The sequence below is a fragment of the Klebsiella sp. Lac1 genome, assembly GCF_009825425.1.
Taxonomy (GTDB): Bacteria; Pseudomonadota; Gammaproteobacteria; order Enterobacterales; family Enterobacteriaceae; genus Klebsiella; species Klebsiella electrica.
Genome location: NZ_VJZJ01000003.1, coordinates 226,760 through 243,890, shown reverse-complemented (window position 1 = coordinate 243,890; position 17,131 = coordinate 226,760). Strand labels below are relative to the sequence as shown.

At 59.2% G+C, this 17,131-nt stretch carries 13 protein-coding genes and 1 pseudogene; 9 read left to right on the top strand and 5 right to left on the bottom strand.

Annotated elements, in window-relative coordinates:
- The first annotated feature begins 261 nt into the window (after positions 1-261).
- The 8 genes and pseudogenes from ssuD (at position 262) to FNY10_RS20145 (ending at position 9,768) form a co-directional block, all read left to right on the top strand.
- On the top strand, positions 262-1,434 hold the full coding sequence (gene ssuD / locus FNY10_RS20180) for an FMNH2-dependent alkanesulfonate monooxygenase (RefSeq protein ID WP_131048680.1): 1,173 nt from the start codon (positions 262-264) through the stop codon (positions 1,432-1,434).
- A 46-nt stretch (positions 1,435-1,480) separates the two neighbouring features.
- Positions 1,481-2,878, top strand: a complete 1,398-nt coding sequence (locus FNY10_RS20175) for an FAD/NAD(P)-binding protein (RefSeq protein WP_141963631.1) — start codon at positions 1,481-1,483, stop codon at positions 2,876-2,878.
- Between the two features lie 71 nt (positions 2,879-2,949).
- Positions 2,950-4,356 carry an LLM class flavin-dependent oxidoreductase gene (locus FNY10_RS20170; protein ID WP_131048682.1) on the top strand — a complete coding sequence of 469 codons (1,407 nt, stop codon included), beginning with the start codon at positions 2,950-2,952 and terminating at the stop codon, positions 4,354-4,356.
- Positions 4,353-5,372, top strand: coding sequence for a methionine ABC transporter ATP-binding protein (locus tag FNY10_RS20165; RefSeq protein WP_131048683.1), 1,020 nt, complete (start codon positions 4,353-4,355; stop codon positions 5,370-5,372). Before FNY10_RS20170 ends, FNY10_RS20165 begins: the two co-directional genes overlap by 4 nt.
- Complete coding sequence (locus FNY10_RS20160; protein WP_141963633.1) at positions 5,369-6,067, top strand: methionine ABC transporter permease; 699 nt, start codon at positions 5,369-5,371, stop codon at positions 6,065-6,067. The genes FNY10_RS20165 and FNY10_RS20160 overlap by 4 nt, the downstream gene beginning before the upstream one ends.
- On the top strand, positions 6,064-6,942 hold the full coding sequence (locus FNY10_RS20155; protein WP_141963635.1) for a MetQ/NlpA family ABC transporter substrate-binding protein: 879 nt from the start codon (positions 6,064-6,066) through the stop codon (positions 6,940-6,942). Before FNY10_RS20160 ends, FNY10_RS20155 begins: the two co-directional genes overlap by 4 nt.
- Before the next feature lie 170 nt (positions 6,943-7,112).
- Positions 7,113-8,534 (top strand): MFS transporter, encoded by a 1,422-nt coding sequence (locus tag FNY10_RS20150; RefSeq protein WP_141963637.1) that lies wholly within the window; start codon positions 7,113-7,115, stop codon positions 8,532-8,534.
- 10 nt (positions 8,535-8,544) lie between these two features.
- Positions 8,545-9,768: pseudogene (locus FNY10_RS20145) on the top strand (acyl-CoA dehydrogenase family protein).
- A 40-nt stretch (positions 9,769-9,808) separates the two neighbouring features.
- Here FNY10_RS20145 and FNY10_RS20140 read toward each other — a convergent pair.
- From FNY10_RS20140 to queF, 5 genes are all read right to left on the bottom strand, one after another.
- The gene (locus tag FNY10_RS20140) at positions 9,809-10,744 is read right to left on the bottom strand and encodes a sulfonate ABC transporter substrate-binding protein (protein ID WP_141963639.1); all 936 of its coding nucleotides are present in this window, start codon (positions 10,742-10,744) and stop codon (positions 9,809-9,811) included.
- Positions 10,745-10,890: 146 nt separating this feature from the next.
- Entirely contained in the window at positions 10,891-12,258 is a 1,368-nt protein-coding gene (locus FNY10_RS20135) for an L-serine ammonia-lyase (RefSeq protein ID WP_100684505.1), read from the bottom strand.
- A gap of 56 nt (positions 12,259-12,314) precedes the next feature.
- Positions 12,315-13,604 carry an HAAAP family serine/threonine permease gene (locus tag FNY10_RS20130; RefSeq protein ID WP_141963643.1) on the bottom strand — a complete coding sequence of 430 codons (1,290 nt, stop codon included), beginning with the start codon at positions 13,602-13,604 and terminating at the stop codon, positions 12,315-12,317.
- Between the two features lie 544 nt (positions 13,605-14,148).
- Entirely contained in the window at positions 14,149-15,516 is a 1,368-nt protein-coding gene (gene ppnN, locus FNY10_RS20125) for a nucleotide 5'-monophosphate nucleosidase PpnN (RefSeq protein ID WP_131048691.1), read from the bottom strand.
- A gap of 111 nt (positions 15,517-15,627) precedes the next feature.
- Positions 15,628-16,473 (bottom strand): NADPH-dependent 7-cyano-7-deazaguanine reductase QueF, encoded by an 846-nt coding sequence (gene queF, locus FNY10_RS20120; RefSeq protein ID WP_131048692.1) that lies wholly within the window; start codon positions 16,471-16,473, stop codon positions 15,628-15,630.
- 68 nt (positions 16,474-16,541) lie between these two features.
- On the opposite strand from queF, the gene syd reads away from it, so the two are divergent.
- A complete protein-coding gene (syd, locus tag FNY10_RS20115) occupies positions 16,542-17,087 on the top strand; it encodes a SecY-interacting protein (RefSeq protein WP_131048693.1) in 546 nt (181 codons plus the stop codon).
- The last annotated feature ends 44 nt before the right edge of the window (positions 17,088-17,131 follow it).

The following is a 17,131-nucleotide window of genomic DNA, read 5'->3' as shown; positions in this document are numbered from 1 at the left end:
CGTTAAATGACGCTTTGAACTTATCCTTTGCCGGCGGCAGACACCAGAGGGGGACGCCGCCGGTTTGCTGCAAAACCGACAGCGCCCACGCAGGCGCTGACGCATTTGCAACAGCTGAGACGCCGGACGTGTTTTTTAATACATTGATTTTGTTTTATTTATTTTCATCTCGTCGTTGGCACGATAATCGCTAACAGTCATATAACCAAATTAAAACATCTCTTCGATAAATATCGAATATGGTTATATAGGAAATGGATAATGACGCAGAAAGCGAACGATAAGATCAATGTGTTCTGGTTTTTGCCCACCCACGGCGATGGCCGTTATCTGGGCACCACTGAAGGCGGCCGCCCGGTGGATCTACCTTATCTCCAGCAGGTCGCGCTGGCCGCCGATAGCCTTGGCTATTACGGCGTCCTGATTCCGACCGGAAAAAGCTGCGAGGACTCCTGGCTGGTGGCGTCGGCGCTGGCGCCGTTGACCCGTCGCCTGCGTTATCTGGTGGCGGTGCGCCCTGGGCTACAGCCGCCGACGCTGGCGGCGCGAATGGCGGCTACCCTCGATCGTTTGTCGGAGGGGCGGCTGCTGATCAACGTGGTGACCGGCGGCGATCCGGTGGAGAACAAAGGCGATGGGATCTTCCTCAATCACAGTGAACGCTACCAGGTGACCCGCGAATTTCTCGACGTGTACTCCCGTTTGCTGAAAGGCGAAAAGGTGGACTATCGCGGCAAGCATATTCATGTCGAAGGGGCGGAGGTGCTGTTTCCGCCGGTGCAGGAAGATGGCCCGCCGCTCTATTTTGGCGGCTCGTCAGACGACGCCATCGACGTCGCCGCTGAGCATATCGACAGCTACTTAACCTGGGGCGAGCCGCCGGAAAAAGTGGCGGAAAAGCTGGCTATCGTCAGTGAACGCGCCGCCGCCCGTGGACGCACCCTGCAATACGGTATTCGCCTGCACGTGATTGTCCGTGAAACGGAAGAGGAGGCCTGGGCCGCCGCCGACCGGCTGATTGCCCACCTGGATGATGACACCATTGCCCAGGCGCAGAAGATTTTTGCGCGCATGGATTCCGCGGGCCAGGCGCGGATGAGCGCCCTGCACAACGGTTCCCGCGACAATCTGCGTATCGCGCCAAATCTGTGGGCCGGCGTTGGGCTGGTGCGCGGCGGGGCGGGGACGGCGCTGGTGGGCAATCCGCAGCAGGTGGCGGAGCGCATCCGTGAATATCAGGCGCTGGGGATCACTAACTTTATCTTCTCCGGCTACCCGCATCTGGAAGAGGCGCACCGCTTTGCCGAGCTGGTGATGCCGCTGCTGCCGCTGGCCAGCAACGCGCAGCCAAAGGCGCGCGGTGTCAATACCGGGCCGTTCGGTGAAACCATCGGCGGCGATAAGCGCCCGGTAAAACAGGTCAGCGCCAGCTGAGCGGGGGTCGCTATGTTTCGCTTCTTCTTTTATAAGGCGGTGGCCTATGCCCGCTGAACCTCACATCGTTATTGTCGGCGGCGGCTTTAGCGGCGCGGCGGTGGCGATTCATCTGCTTGGCCTGATGCCGCAAGGGCTACGGGTGACGCTGCTGGAGCCGCGTAGCGTTGTTGGCGCAGGCGTCGCCTATTCCACCGCGGAACCCAGCCACCGCATCAACGTGCCCGCCTCGCGGATGCAGTTGGCCGGTGAGGAAGAGGGCGCTTTTGACCGCTGGTACCGTAGTCAGCCTGCTTTTGCTGACGACCCGCAGGCGCGGCGTGAAGACGGCGCGCTGTACCCCCAGCGCGGCCAGTTTGGGCGCTATGTCAGCCAGCGTTTCGCCGCGGCGGTACAGGCGAGCGGCGGACGGCTGGTTCACCTGCGCGAACAGGCGCTGAGCGTTGACGAAAGCGGTCTCATCACCGATACCGGTCGTCGGCTGCAAAGCGATGTGCTGATTCTGGCGACTAGCCATCCGCCGCCGGCGCTGCCGCGGCTGGCGGCGCCGTTTCACGACCATCCGGCGCTGATTGCCAACCCGTGGCGCGCGGACAGTCTGGCGACAATCGCCCCGTATGCGCGGGTGGCGGTGATGGGAACCGGGCTGACGATGGCGGACTGCATCGCCACGCTATCCCGGCTCGGCCACCGCGGACCGATTAGCGCCTTTTCGCGCCACGGTCTGCTGTCCAGGGGCAACACCGGCGGCGCTGCGACGCCCTGGCCGGGCGAGTACGCTCAGGGCTCGCTCCGTCAGCGGCTGCGGCAGGTGCGCGCCGATGTTGCCCGCGCGGCAGAGCAGGGGCTTCCCTGGCAGGTGGTGCTCGACGCGGTGCGCCAGCAGGGACAACACATCTGGCAGAGTCTGACGTTTGCCGACCGTCAGCGCTTCCTGCGTCATCTGCGGCGCTACTGGGATGTGCATCGTTATCGCATTGCGCCGCAGGTCGCCGAGGTGCTTGAGCAACGTCAGCGCGAGGGGAGTCTGAAGGTGCTGGCCGCACGGCTGACGGCGCTGGAGAGCGAAGCGCGTTCTCTGAGACTGACCCTGACCGCGCGCGAAGGTGCGCGCATCGCCCTGACGGTCGATAGCCTGATTCTGACGACCGGCCCGGCCCACGGCGGGCTGATCGACAGCCAGCCGCTGCTGCGCGAGCTGGCCCGGCGCGGTCTGATTCGCGTCGATAAGCTGGGTCTTGGGCTGGACGTTGATGCTCGCTCCCGGGCGATTGGCCGAGAGGGGCGCGCGTTGCCCAATCTGCTGATCTCTGGCCCGGCGGCGCGCGGCTATTTTGGCGAACTGATGGGGCTGCCGCAGGTGGCCGACCATGCCGCCGCCGTCGCCGCTGAAGCTTTACAGGCGCTGGGGATTGGGCAATTCGCCCGATGTCCCACGATCTAACCCCCATTCCCCCTTTTTCTTTGATGTATTAAGCGTGCGTTCCGTTGAAGGAATGCACCGTGGAGAGCCCTATGTCATCACAACGTGAAATTCGCCTGAATGCTTTTGATATGAACTGCGTCGGCCACCAGTCGCCGGGTCTGTGGACCCATCCGCGCGACCGCTCCTGGCAGTATAAGGACCTTGATTACTGGGTTGACCTGGCGCGCCTGCTGGAACGCGGTAAGTTCGACGGCCTGTTTATTGCCGACGTACTGGGGATTTATGACGTACTGAATGGCAACGGCGATGCCGCCATTCGCCAGGCGACGCAGGTGCCGGTGAACGATCCGCTGGCGTTGATTACCCCGATGGCGCTGGTGACGGAGCATCTGGGCTTTGGCCTGACCGCGTCGCTGTCGTTTGAGCACCCGTACCCGTTTGCCCGCCGTCTCTCGACCCTTGATCACCTGACCAAAGGCCGGGTGGGCTGGAACATCGTCACCTCGTATCTGGAAAGCGGGGCGCGCAACATTGGTCATCAGGCGCAGACTGATCACGATGCGCGCTATGACTACGCCGATGAGTATCTCGACGTGGTTTATAAGCTGCTGGAAGGGAGCTGGGAGGATGGCGCGGTGCTGCGCGATCGCGAGCGGGGGATCTTCAGCGATCCGCAAAAAATTCATCCGATCAACCACCAGGGCAACTTCTTCACCGTGCCGGGGATCCACCTCTGCGAACCGTCGCCGCAGCGCACGCCGGTACTGTATCAGGCCGGCGCCTCCAGCCGGGGTAAACAGTTTGCCGCCGGTCACGCCGAGTGCGTGTTTGTCGCCGCGCCGTCGAAAGTGCTGCTCAAAAAGACGGTGGCGGATATTCGCCGCCGCGCCGCCGAAGCCGGACGCGACCCGCGCAGCATCCTGATTTTCAACCTGCAAACGGCGATCGTCGGTGAAACTGACCGCGAGGCGCAGGCCAAATGGCAGGAGTATAAATCGTACGTCAGCTATGAAGGGGCGCTGGCGCTGATCTCCGGCTGGACCGGGATCGACTTCGGCCAGTATCAGCCGGATCAGGTGCTGAAATACCTGCATACCAACGCCATTCAGTCGGCGGTTGAAGCCTTTTCCACCGCCGATCCCGATCGCCAGTGGACGGTACAGGCGCTGGCCGACTGGGTCGGCATTGGCGGCTTCGGCCCGCTGATTGTCGGCAGTGCGCAAACCGTCGCCGACGAGCTGCAATCGTGGGTTGAGGAGACCGATGTTGACGGTTTCAACCTGGCGTATGCCGTTACCCATGAAACCTTCCGCGATGTGGTGGAACTGCTTATTCCCGAACTGCAAAAACGCGGCGTCTTTAAGCAGGAGTATCGCGAAGGCACCCTGCGCGAAAAACTGTTTGGCGCCGGGCCACGGCTGGTGGCGCCGCATCCGGGCGCCGGATACCGGCGTGGCGCCCGCATCGACGTCGGGACAGAGGAGAAGGTGACATGATCGAAATTGACAACCTGCATAAAAGCTATCGTACCGCAGACGGGCGGGTCAGCGAGGTGCTGAAGGGGCTGTCGCTGCGGGTGCCGACCCGCTCGATCACCGCGGTGGTCGGGCCGAGCGGCGCGGGAAAATCGACCCTCGCGCGCCTTATCAGTCTGCTGGAGCGCCCCGACAGCGGCAGTATTCGGGTTAACGGCAACGACCTGTCGTTGCTCAGCGGCGAGGCGCTGCGTCGCGAGCGACGCACCATCGGCACCGTTTTTCAGTCCTCCGCGCTGCTCAGCCGTAAAACGGCCTGGCAGAATATCGCCCTGCCGCTGGAATATCTCGGGGTGGTTGAACGCGATATTAAAGCCCGCGTCGGCGAATTGCTGGAGAGCGTGGGGCTGAGTCATAAGGCGGATGCCTGGCCGGCGCAGCTCTCCGGCGGCCAGCGCCAGCGGATTGCTATTGCGCGTGCGCTGGCGCTGCGCCCGTCAGTGCTGCTGGCGGATGAGGCCACTTCGGGGCTGGATCCGCAGGCCACCGCAACGGTGCTGAATTTGCTCAAACGCCTGCGCGATGAATACCGCCTGGCGATCGTGCTGATCACCCACGAGATGGATGCGGTACGGGCGGCGGCGGATGCGGTGGCGGAAATTCGCGATGGCGCGATTGTCCAGTCCGGCCAGGTGAAAGAGCTGCTGGCGCGCCCGGATTCGCTGCTGGGCCAGCAGCTGCTGCCACTCTCTCCGGTTACGGTCGCCAGCGATCTGCTGTTGCGGCTGAGCTATCGCTGGGATGTTCCGGTGGCGACCGACTGGATCAGTCGTCTGAGCCAGCAGTTCGCCCTGCAGATAGATGTGCTCGGGGGGCACGTTGAGTTGATCAACGACCGGCTGGCGGGAAGGCTTCAGGTGGGCGTGCGTTTCCAGGGCGAGCGGCTGCCGCCGTCGAGGGTGCTGGCGCTGCTGGCCCAGCTTGGTATCGCGGCGCAGGTGCTGGATGGCGCGCCGGAACTCAAGGAGGCGGTATGAAACCCACGGTGATAAGCCAGGATACCCCCTGGAGCGAGATCCATACGCTGCTGCTGCCCGCGTATGGCGAAACCTGGCTGATGGTGGCCATTGTGATGCTGTTTGTGGTGACCCTTGGCGGGGTGGTCGGGGTGGTGCTGTTCAATGCCTCGCCGCGCGGATTATTCCCGCATGTCGCGCTGTACCGGGTACTGAACTGGCTGGTGAATATGGGGCGCTCTCTGCCGTTTCTGGTGCTGATGGCGGCGATTATTCCCTTCACCTTCTGGCTCACCGGGACGACGATCGGCATCCCGGCCGCTGTGGTGCCGATGATTGCCGCCGGGGTGCCGTTTTTTGGCCGGCTGGTGGAAAACGCGCTGCGCGAACTGCCGGCGGAGGTCACCGCCGTGGGGATCGTCTGCGGCGGCTCGCGCTGGCAAATTATCCGCAGCGCCCAGTTGAGCGAAGCCCTGCCGGCGCTGGTGGCGGCAGTGACGCTAAATCTGGTCTCAATGATCGAATATTCCGCGATTGCCGGCACCATCGGCGCGGGAGGCATCGGTTATCTGGCGGTGGTTTACGGCTACCAGCGCTTCGACAACCACATCATGATCGCCACCATTATTGTGCTGATCGCCACGATTCAGCTGATTCAATTTTTCGGTGACCGCCTGGTCACCAAACTTCGCCACACGCAGGGGATCGCTTCATGACAACAGAACCGTTTGAATTACGTAAGGCCCGTCGCTGGCCGTGGCTGGCGGCGCTGCTGGTGATAGTGGCGCTGGCCGTCGCCTTCTGGTGGTGGCGGGGACAGGCCCAGTCGCAGCAGGTGGTGTTTGGCACCACCCTGAAAATCCACTATGAACCGGCGATGGCCGGCGAACAGAGAATTATCGAGTACATCGGCCAGCATATTGCGCCGGATTATGGCCTCAAGCTGGAGGCGGTGGGCGTGCAGGATCCGGTGCAGGCGGATCGCGCGGTGGCGCAAGGGGAGTACGCCGGAACCATCTATCAGCATCAATGGTGGCTGAAGCAGGTGGTGGATGCCAACGGCTTCGCGCTTTCCACCACGGTGCCGGTGTTCCAGTGGGCCTTTGGCATCTACTCCGATCGCTATAAATCGGTTAAGGATCTGCCGAACGGGGCGACGATCGTGGTGCCGGATGACGGCGCTAACCAGGGGCAGGCGCTGTGGCTGCTGCAGCGTATTGGCCTGATTACGCTCGACCCGGCGGTGGAGCCGCGTACGGCGAAGCTGAAAAATATCGTCGGCAACCCGCATCAGTTTCATTTCAAAGAGCTGGACCTGTTAACCATGCCGCGGGCGCTTAATTCGGTGGATGCGGCAATCGGCTATGTCTCGCAGTTTGATGCCGGAAAAGTGCTGCGCGAGAAGGGCATCTTATTCCCGCCTGCGCCGCGGACTTTTGCGTCGCAGTTGGTTATCGGGACGCCTTATCTGTCGCAGGAGAATATCGTCAAATTGCAGCAGGCGTTTTCCGACCCGCGCATTCAGAGCTGGTTGAAAACCACCGACGACCCGCTGGTTAAGGATGTGCTGGTGCCGGTTTCTGCGGAATAAGTTTGCCAATCGATGACCTTGCAGGACGGGCGAAAGCACGTCCTGATTTTGTTGTTTTATTTTTTTAACTTATTGAATATATTGATTTTTATATGCGTTTTTGTTGGTTTCACTTTATCGTCTGACGGCCTATAACTGCGATCACCTGCACAACATAATAAGGTGAAAACATGAGTACGCTGTCTGTTGATAATCCCGGCGTGGCCTCCGCTCCGGTGAGTAGCGTCGGGGATGTGGCGCGGCTGATCAATTCGGGCAAGGAACAGGCTAAATATGCGCGGATGATTGTCTTCCTCGCTCTCGGCGGCGTCTTTCTCGACGCCTATGATCTCACCACCCTCTCCTACGGCATCGATGACGTAGTGCGTGAATTCCAGCTCTCGCCGCTGCTGACCGGCCTGGTCACCTCATCGATCATGGTGGGTACCATTATTGGCAACGTGATCGGCGGCTGGCTGACGGATAAATATGGCCGCTATTCGGTGTTTATGGCCGACATGCTGTTTTTCGTCGTCTCGGCCATCGCTGCGGGTCTGGCCCCCAACGTCTGGGTGCTGATTGGCGCGCGTTTCCTGATGGGCATCGGCGTGGGTATCGATCTGCCGGTCGCTATGTCCTATCTCGCTGAATTTTCGCGTTTTACCGGCAAAGGTAATAAAGCGGCGCGCCTCGCCGCCTGGTGCCCGATGTGGTACGCCGCCTCGACGGTCTGCTTTCTGATTATTTTCGGCCTCTATTTCCTGCTGCCACAGGAGCACCTCGACTGGCTGTGGCGCGCCTCGCTGCTGTTTGGCGCCGTTCCGGCGCTGCTGATTATCGCCGTGCGCAGCAAGTTTATGAATGAGTCGCCGCTGTGGGCGGCAAACCAGGGGGACCTGACTTCAGCGGTGAGGATTCTGCGCGACTCTTACGGCATTGCCGCCCATGAGGCGCCGGCTGAACATCGCGCGCCGCCGCCGAAAGTGAGCTTCCGGGTACTGTTCGAAAAACCGTACCGCGAACGTACTATCGTCGCCGGGGTGATGAATATCTGTATCGCCTTTGAGTACACCGCCATCGCTTTCTTCCTGCCGTCGATTCTCGCCCGGTTTCTCGGCGCCGGGGTGTTTGAAACCCTCTCCGCCTCGCTGGGACTGAATGCGCTGTTTGCCTTTACCGGCGGGTTGCTGGGGATGCATCTGGCGTGGAAATACCCGTCGCGCCATGTGGCGATTGCCGGGTTTGCGCTGCAATTTATCGCCCTGATTGTCCTTGCCCTCGTCGGGCAGCCGCAGGCCACCGTCGGCGTAGTGCTGGCGATTGCGATGCTTGGGCTGTGGCTGTTTGCCGAGGGGTTTGGCCCCGGCGCGCAGCTGATGATTTATCCGGCGCTCTCCTATCCCACCGCGATTCGCGCCACCGGCGTCGGTTTCAGCCGGGCGCTCTCCGGGATCGGCAGCGCGCTGGCGCTGTTTGTGCTGCCGCTGCTGCAGGCCTCTCTCGGCACGCAAATGTTCTGGGTGGTGTCGCTGGCCGCCATTATTCCGATTTTCTTCCTGCTTGCGGTCCGCCACGAGCCGACGCGTCACGATATTGACGACAGCCACCATTGAGGAACAGATTATGACATTACTCTCTACCGGCACCGATTATGAACAGCTGGCCGCGGCTTTCCGGCCAATTTTTTCCCGTATTGCGCAGGGGGCGGCGAACCGCGAACAGCAGCGTATTTTGCCCGATGAGCAGATTCGCTGGCTGAAGGAGGCGGGGTTTGGCACGCTGCGCATTCCGCGGGAAAAGGGCGGCTGGGGCGCATCGCTGCCGCAGTTGATTGCCCTGTTGATTGAGCTGGCCCAGGCTGACTCCAACCTGCCGCAGGCGCTGCGCGCCCATTTTGCCTTTGTTGAAGACCGTCTGAATCAACCGGACTCCGCGCAGCGCGATCGCTGGTTTCAACGTTTTCGCGACGGTGAGCTGGTGGGCAGCGGCTGGACCGAAACGGGCGGGGTTAAACTTGGGGAGGTGATGACCCAGGTGACGCCGGATGACCACGGCTGGCGTTTAAACGGCGAGAAGTTTTACAGCACCGGAACGCTGTACGCCGACTGGATTGATGTTTTTGCCCGCCGCAGCGACAACCACGGCGACGTCATCGCGCTGGTCAGCACCCGGCAGAATGCCGTTGAGCGGGAGGATGACTGGGATGGCTTTGGTCAGCGTCTGACCGGCAGCGGTACCACCCGCTTTAAGCAGGCGCAGGTTGAGCAGTAGCATGTCTATGATTTTGCTGAACGCTTTCGCTATCAGACCGCCTTTTATCAGCATATCTTACTGGCGACGCTGGCGGGAATCGGCCTGGCGGTAGAGCGCGACGCGGCCGAGGGGGTGAAAAAACGCCGCCGCATGTACAGCCACGGCAATGCCGCCGTGCCGCGCGACGATCCTCAGGTGCTGCAGGTGGTGGGGCAAATCAGTAGCTGGGCGTGGGCGACCCGCGCGGCGGTACTGCAGGCGGCGGAGTCTTTGCAGCAGGCCTATATTGTTCATGCCAGCGGCGATGAGGCGCTGATTGAGCAGCGCAACCGGCTGGCGGAGGTCGAAGCGGCGCAGGCGCAGGTGGTTGCCAGCGAGTGGGTGCCGCGCGCGGCGACCGAGTTGTTCAACGCCCTCGGCGCGTCGGATACCCGGGTGGGGAAAGCGCTCGACAGGCACTGGCGCAACGCGCGCACCGTGGCCTCGCATAACCCGGTTATCTACAAAGCGCGCAATATCGGCAACTGGCTGGTCAACGGCGAAGCGCCGACCTTTATCTGGCAGATTGGCGATGGCGAAAAGGCGCAGGGTTAGCAAGAGGGAAGGCGACGGGGAGGCCCGTCGCCGGCAAGGGTTATTTATCCTGCGACCAGCTGGCGCTGCGCACGTCCACTTTCACCGGCAGCAGGCCGATACGGGTGAAGGTATCCGCCAGCGCCTGCTGCTCGTTATACACTTCAGGCGTCATGCGTTCAGCGCCGTAGGGCAGGCGGGCAAGGGCTTTCAGCCAGATAGCCTTGTCCAGCCCGGTTGAGGTTGACAGAATGCCGGCGGCATCCTCCTGGTGGGTGTTGGCCCAGTCGCTTAGCTGACTTAACTCATCCACCACCTGTTTTGCCGTCTCAGGGTAGTTTTCGGCAAATTTGCGGCTGGCGAGATAGAAGGTGTAGTGCGGCACCAGCCCTTCAGCGTTGCGGAGCTGTCGCGCCCTGGCATTGGTTTCGACTTCGGCAAGGTACGGATCCCAGATAACCCACGCATCAATGGCCCCGCGCTGGAAAGCGGCGCGGGCATCGGCCGGAGGCAGGTAAACCGGAGTGATATCTTTATAGCTCAGTCCGGCTTTTTCCAACGCGGCGACCAGCAGGTAGTTGACGTCAGAGCCTTTATTCAGCCCCACGCGCTTGCCTTTCAGGTCGGCCACGTTGTGAATCGTCGAGTTTTCCGGCACCACGATGGCTTCAGTTTTGGGGTTGGCCGGCGAGTGCGCGAGGTAGACCAGATCCGCCTGTGCCGCCTGGGCAAAGGCCGGCGGCGCATCGCCGGTGGCCGCCAGGTCAATACTGCCGACGTTCAGCCCTTCCAGCATCTGCGGGCCGGCGGGAAATTCAATCCAGCGCACGGCGATTCCCTGCTTTTTGAAGCTTTCATCAAGGGTGCCGCGATATTTCAACAGGGCGAAGATATTGGCCTTCTGGTAGCCGATGTTGACGGTTTCCGGCGCTTTCGCCAGCGCGGAAGTGGATAAGCCAGCCAGCAGTAGCAGCGCGGCGCGGGATAATCTGTGCATGATTCGTTCTCCTTGAGCGGTTTTGCGTAAGGTAACAAATCGTCTTTATAACCAATAAATAACTAAATTATCATTTATATAACATAAATGAAGGGGGAGGCGGGGAGAGGAGAGCCCGGCATGCCGTAGCATACCGGGAGGGGGCGTTAATCGCAGGCGACGATTTTCATCGCCAGGCCACCGCGCGAGGTTTCGCGGTACTTGGCGTTCATATCTTTACCCGTTTCGTACATGGTTTCGATGACCTTATCGAGGCAGACGCGCGGTTCGCTGGTACGGCGCAGCGCCATTCGCGCGGCGTTGACCGCTTTGACGGCGGCGATGGCGTTACGTTCGATACAGGGAACCTGTACCTGGCCGGCAACCGGATCGCAGGTCAGACCCAGGTTATGTTCCATGCCGATTTCCGCCGCGATGCACACCTGGCCTGGGCTGCCGCCCAGCAGTTCCGTCAGGCCGGCCGCCGCCATTGAGCAGGCTACGCCGACCTCGCCCTGGCAGCCAACTTCGGCGCCGGAAATCGAGGCGTTCATCTTATACAGCGAGCCGATAGCGCTGGTTACCAGCAGGTAACGCGCCAGCGAATTGGCATTCACCTTGCGGATAAACTTGTCGTAATAGGCCAGCACCGCCGGCACAATGCCGCAGGCACCGTTGGTGGGCGCGGTCACTACGCGTCCACCGGCGGCATTCTCTTCATTGACCGCCAGCGCAAACATGTTGATCCAGTCAACCACCGCCATCGGGTCGCTGTTGGTATTGTCCTGGCTGACCAGCATCCGGCGCAGGGCGGCGGCGCGACGCGGTACCCGCATCTTGCCTGGCAGTACGCCTTCGGTGGTGATCCCGCGCTCAATACCGCTGCTCATCACTTCCCAGACGGCGGCGAAGTGCTGTTCCAACTGCTCTTTGCTGTGCAATGCCAGTTCGTTTTGCATCATCAGACCGGAAAGCGAGAGCCCGCTTTCGCGGCAGTGTCTTTGCAGGTCGGCCGCATTTTTGTACGGGTAAGGCACCACGGGCGGCGCTTCATTGCTCTGGCCGAAATGTTGTTCATCGACAATAAACCCACCGCCGATGGAGTAGTAAGTCTGGCTGTAGAGAACCTTGTCGCCGCCCAGGGCGGTAATGCGCATGCCGTTCTCATGCAGCGACAGGTTATCGGCATGGAAATTCATGCACTGGTCAACCGGGAATTCAACTTCCTGCTGACCGTTTGCCAGCATCAGGCGGCCGTGGGTGTTGACGTCCTGAATAAATGCCGGGATGGCGTCGATATCAACGCTGTCAGGCAGGTTGCCCGCCAGGCCCATAATAATTGCGATGTCGGTATGGTGGCCTTTACCGGTGAGGGAAAGGGAGCCGTAAACGTCGACAACGACTTTGGTGACGTCGGCAAGCAGCCCGCGGGCGATAAGATCGTCCGTGAATTGCTTGCCCGCTTTCATGGGGCCAACGGTATGGGAGCTGGAAGGGCCAATGCCGATTTTAAAAATATCGAATACGCTGATCATGTTGCATCCAGTACTGTCGGGGAGCGCGCCGCCTGCTGGCGGCGCGGGGGGAGAGATTAGCTGAACAGAGAGTAGAAAATCGCGGAGATAGCAATCAGGCCCATGAGCACCACGAAGACGTTGCTGATGTGGCCGCTGTATTTGCGCATGGCCGGGACTTTCTGAATGGCATACATCGGCATCAGGAACAGAATCATCGCGATAATCGGGCCGCCGAGGGTTTCGATCATCCCGAGGATGCTTGGGTTCAGCGTCGCCACAATCCAGGTGGTCACCAGCATGAACAGCGCCGTGATTTTGTTCAGTTTATTGATTTCGATGGATTTGCCTTTACCGCGCAGGGATTTAATCACCATGCCGTTAAAGCCTTCACGGGCGCCCAGGTAGTGGCCGAGGAAGGATTTAGTGATGGCGATCATCGCGATGATCGGCGCCATCCAGGCAATGACCGGTGCGTTAAAGTGGTTCGCCAGGTAAGACAGAATCGAGATGTTCTGCGCTTTTGCCTCCGCCAGGTCGGCCGGAGACAGGCTCAGTACGCAGCTGAAGACGAAGAACATCACGGTCAGTACCATCATGATATGAGCGCGAGCCAGGATGCTGGAGCACTTCTTCTCTGCGTCCTGACCGTACTCTTCACGCTTCGCCACGGCGAAGGAAGAGATGATCGGCGAGTGGTTAAAGGAGAAGACCATCACCGGAATCGCTAGCCAGAGAGTCATCCACAGACCATTGCCGCTAAAGGTGCTGCTGCTCAGGGAGAGGGTTTCCAGCGCCGCGCCGTTCCACTGAGGAATCAGGTACAGCGCGAGGATCATCAGCGCGACAACGAACGGGAACACCAGAATACTCATCGCTTTCACAATCATCTGCTCGCCGAAACGCACGATGGTCATCATGCCCACAATCAGAATCAGCGACAGGATCGCACGCGGCGGTGCGGTCATCTGCAGCTGGTGGGTCATAAAGCTCTCGACGGTATTGGTAATCGCCACGCTATACACCAGCAGAATCGGGTAGATGGCGAAGAAGTAGAGCAGAGTAATCAGTTTGCCTGCGCCGATACCGAAGTGCTCTTCCACCACTTCCGTGATGTTTTCCCCCGGATTCTTACCGGAAAGGACAAAACGGGTCATTCCGCGGTGGGCGAAAAAGGTCATCGGGAAGGCAAGAATTGCCATGATGATCAGGGGGATCATGCCGCCGACACCGGCATTAATCGGCAGGAACAACACGCCCGCACCGATTGCCGTACCGTACAGCCCCAGCATCCACATGGTATCTGTTTTGCGCCATCCGCTACGGGTTTCGCCCGATACGATAGTGCTGGTTTGAGTGGTTTCCATCTGTATCTCCTGGATGAAGCGACCAAATATAATGATTAAAATCAATTAAGTAATATGAAATGCGTTCGATTACGGTTTTTTAATGATTTTCTCCGTAACAAGTGGGGCGGAAAGATACATTTATCTGCTAAATGCATCAGTGATCGCGATCCCAATTGCAATAATCCACTTTCTGGGTGGGTATTTTTAGTTCAACAGTCTGTATCTGGTGATCAGCCAGGTATTTGTGGCGCGAAGGCTACCATTTACAGGATATGAGATAAAAGGAGGGAGGCTTAATAACGATGTTTTTACTGTAAAAATGAGATACTGGCGATGTTTTCACGTTTAAATGACTTTTTATCAGTGATATTTATTGCTTTTTACGTAAACGCAAACGATTGGCTTTGTAAGAATGTTACAAAGCATTCTTAAAATATATGGATCAATGGGAGCCTGGGCCGGGGAAGTTCAAGAGGCTAAAGGGAGTTTAAGATGGCAAGAAAAGGAGAAAGCGGATTACGCCAGCGCGTGCCGTAATCCGCAATGACGGGTTAACCCGCTATCAGGAACCGATTTCGTAGCAAGGGATATAAGCGGTGCCGCCCGGCAGCTTCATACGGTGCTGGGCGACGAAGCCTTGCAGCAGGTCGTCCATCCGACGCATCATCTCCGGATCGCCGTGCAGCTTGTAAGGGCCGAATTTTTCAATCGCCTGGATACCCACCTCTTTGACGTTGCCGGCCACGATGCCGGAGAACGCGCGTCGCAGGTCTGCTGCCAGCAACTCGACCGGCTGATCGGGATAAAGCTTGAGGTTGGCCATGTTTTCGTGCGTCGGATCGAAGGGCATTTGCAGATCCGGGGTGATACGAATCGACCAGTTAAAGCTGTAGGCATCGTCGGTTTCCCGGCGGCTCTCTTTCACCAGCGGCATCGCTTTCTTCATCTGGCGCGCCACTTCGCTGGCGTCGTCGATGATAATGCGATAGTGGCGACGCGCCGATTCGCCCAGCGTATGGACGATGAACTCATCCAGCACGCGGAAATAGTCGGCGCTCTCTTTTGGACCGGTGAGGATCAGCGGCAGGACCTGCGATGTGTTGGCCGGGTGCATTAGAATCCCCAGCAGATAAAGCAGCTCTTCCGCGGTGCCGACGCCGCCCGGGAAGATAATAATGCCGTGGGCGATACGGACAAACGCCTCAAGACGTTTTTCGATATCCGGCATGATCAGCAGTTCGTTAACCAGCGGGTTAGGCGGCTCGGCGGCGATAATTGATGGCTCGGTCATGCCGATAAAGCGGCTGTCTTTGTAACGCTGCTGGGCGTGGCCGACCGCGGCGCCTTTCATCGGCGCTTCCATCGCGCCTGGACCGCAGCCGGTGCAGATATTCAGTTCGCGCAGACCCAACTGAGTCCCGACGCGACGGGCGTACAGATATTCGTTTTCGTTAATTGAGTGGCCGCCCCAGCAGACGATCATATTCGGCGCTTCGCCGACGTGCAGCGCACGGGCGTTACGCAGAATAGAGAACACCAGGTTGGTGATATGCACTGAACTTTCGAGGTCGAGATTCGGGAAACGCACGGTGTTGTGAATCTGCCCGTAAACGAACAGGATATCGCGCAGTACGGCAAACAGGTTGGCCTGCAGGGAGCGGATAATGCGCCCGTCAACAAAGGCCTCTTCCGGGGGATTAATCAGTTCCAGCTTCACGCCGCGTTCACGACGCAGCACGTTGATATCGAAGTTTTCAAAACGAGACAGCAGCTCCTTGCTGTTATCGGTCAGGCTCCCCGAGTTGAGTACAGCAAGCGAGCAGTTACGAAAGAGTTGATAGAGATCACTGCTGGCGGTGCGTTTAAGCATATCCACTTCCAGCTGTGACAGCATATCCATTGAACCAAGCGGGCTAACGTGTGTAATCAAGTGAACTCCTTACAGGACGATTATCGTCTTCCTGTGATTACAATAGCCTTGCTGATGGCGTTTTCACAACCTTGCGCGCGGGTTAACGCACGCAAATTGTGAAAATGTTTATTATTGCCGCGCGAGGCGACCGGTGGCCGGAACAAAATCGGTGTTGCTGCGCCACGGGTTGATGTCCAGGCCGCCGCGTCGCGTGTAGCGCGCATAAACGGAAAGGGTTTCCGGCTGGCAGAAACGTTGAATATCGTTGAAGATGCGCTCTACGCACTGCTCGTGGAATTCGTTGTGGTGACGGAACGACACCAGGTAGCGCAGCAGCTTTTCGCGATCGATTCTGGAACCGCGGTACTGAATTTGCACCGAACCCCAGTCCGGCTGATGGGTAATCAGGCAGTTGGACTTCAGCAGATGGCTGACCAGCGTCTCCTCGACGACTTTGCCGCTTGCGGCATCCTGCAGATAGTCGGCGCTGAACTGGTAGTTATCGATTTCAATATCCTGAAAGTCGATGCAGGTGCCGTGCAGATGTGCGACCGGCTGGCCTTCGAGTTCGTCGAGGCGATAGAGTGAAACCGTGACTTCCCCCTGCGCGCAGGCGCTGAGATCGTGCGTCAGCGTCGCCTGAACCTCATGCCAGCTGGCAAAACGGGTCTGGTTAAAGCTGTTGAGATAGAGCTTAAAGCTCTTCGACTCGACCAGGTTCACGGTGGTGTCATTGAGTTCAACATGGCCCACGGCGACCTGCGGCAGCCCTTTAGCGTTGAGCCAGGAGAGTTCGTACAGCGTCCAGATATCGCCACCGTGAAAAGGCAGATTGTCCGCGTGCAGGCCCAGCGGATCGCGGTTCAGACTGCGCGGTACGCCCTGTAGCAGCGAGGCATCGTAAGTATCGCGGTAATCGGTTGATTTACCGAGCGTCAGGCCAGCGAGCGCCTGATGATTATCGTAAGAAGACATGTTTCACCATAGTAAAGCGGGTACACTATACGCCAAGTGTATCCTGTCTGACGTGAAGAGAGAAACCGGTGGACTATCAAACCGCAGAAGCGCTGCAAGCCTTCACCCAACGTTATTGCGCTGCCTGGCAGCAGCAGCGCGCCAGCCTGCCGCGTAGCGAAGAGCTTTATGGCGTACCGTCACCCTGCATCAGCGCGACGGACGACGACGCCGTTTTCTGGCAGCCGCAGCCTTTTACCGCGGAACAAAATATCAGCGCGGTTGAACGGGCACTGGATATTGTGGTACAACAGCCGATTCACAGTTATTATACCACTCAGTTCGCTGGCGATATGGCCGCGCGTTTTGCCGGTGAGACGATGCTGCTGCTGCAAACCTGGAGTCCGGATGACTTCCGGCGCGTGCAGGAGAATTTAATCGGCCATCTGGTGGTGCAAAAACGGCTGAAGCTGTCGCCAACGCTGTTTATCGCCACGCTCGAGAGCGAACTGGAGGTCATTTCGGTGTGCAATCTGAGCGGCGAAGTGCTTAAAGAGACGCTCGGCACGCGTAAACGCACCACTCTTTCGCCTTCCCTGGCAAGCTTCCTTGAGCAGCTTGAGCCGGTGCTGTAATCCATTTTTCCCCACCCGTTTGTGAGAGATCTCTTACAAGACCT

Coding starts and splice junctions, on each gene's coding strand:
- queF (WP_131048692.1), bottom strand. CDS start 16,473: ATGTCTTCTTACGATAATCATCAGGCGCTCGCTGGCCTGACGCTCGGT.
- FNY10_RS20170 (WP_131048682.1), top strand. CDS start 2,950: ATGTCATCACAACGTGAAATTCGCCTGAATGCTTTTGATATGAACTGC.
- FNY10_RS20165 (WP_131048683.1), top strand. CDS start 4,353: ATGATCGAAATTGACAACCTGCATAAAAGCTATCGTACCGCAGACGGG.
- FNY10_RS20130 (WP_141963643.1), bottom strand. CDS start 13,604: ATGGAAACCACTCAAACCAGCACTATCGTATCGGGCGAAACCCGTAGC.
- FNY10_RS20155 (WP_141963635.1), top strand. CDS start 6,064: ATGACAACAGAACCGTTTGAATTACGTAAGGCCCGTCGCTGGCCGTGG.
- FNY10_RS20160 (WP_141963633.1), top strand. CDS start 5,369: ATGAAACCCACGGTGATAAGCCAGGATACCCCCTGGAGCGAGATCCAT.
- ssuD (WP_131048680.1), top strand. CDS start 262: ATGACGCAGAAAGCGAACGATAAGATCAATGTGTTCTGGTTTTTGCCC.
- FNY10_RS20135 (WP_100684505.1), bottom strand. CDS start 12,258: ATGATCAGCGTATTCGATATTTTTAAAATCGGCATTGGCCCTTCCAGC.
- FNY10_RS20150 (WP_141963637.1), top strand. CDS start 7,113: ATGAGTACGCTGTCTGTTGATAATCCCGGCGTGGCCTCCGCTCCGGTG.
- FNY10_RS20140 (WP_141963639.1), bottom strand. CDS start 10,744: ATGCACAGATTATCCCGCGCCGCGCTGCTACTGCTGGCTGGCTTATCC.
- FNY10_RS20175 (WP_141963631.1), top strand. CDS start 1,481: ATGCCCGCTGAACCTCACATCGTTATTGTCGGCGGCGGCTTTAGCGGC.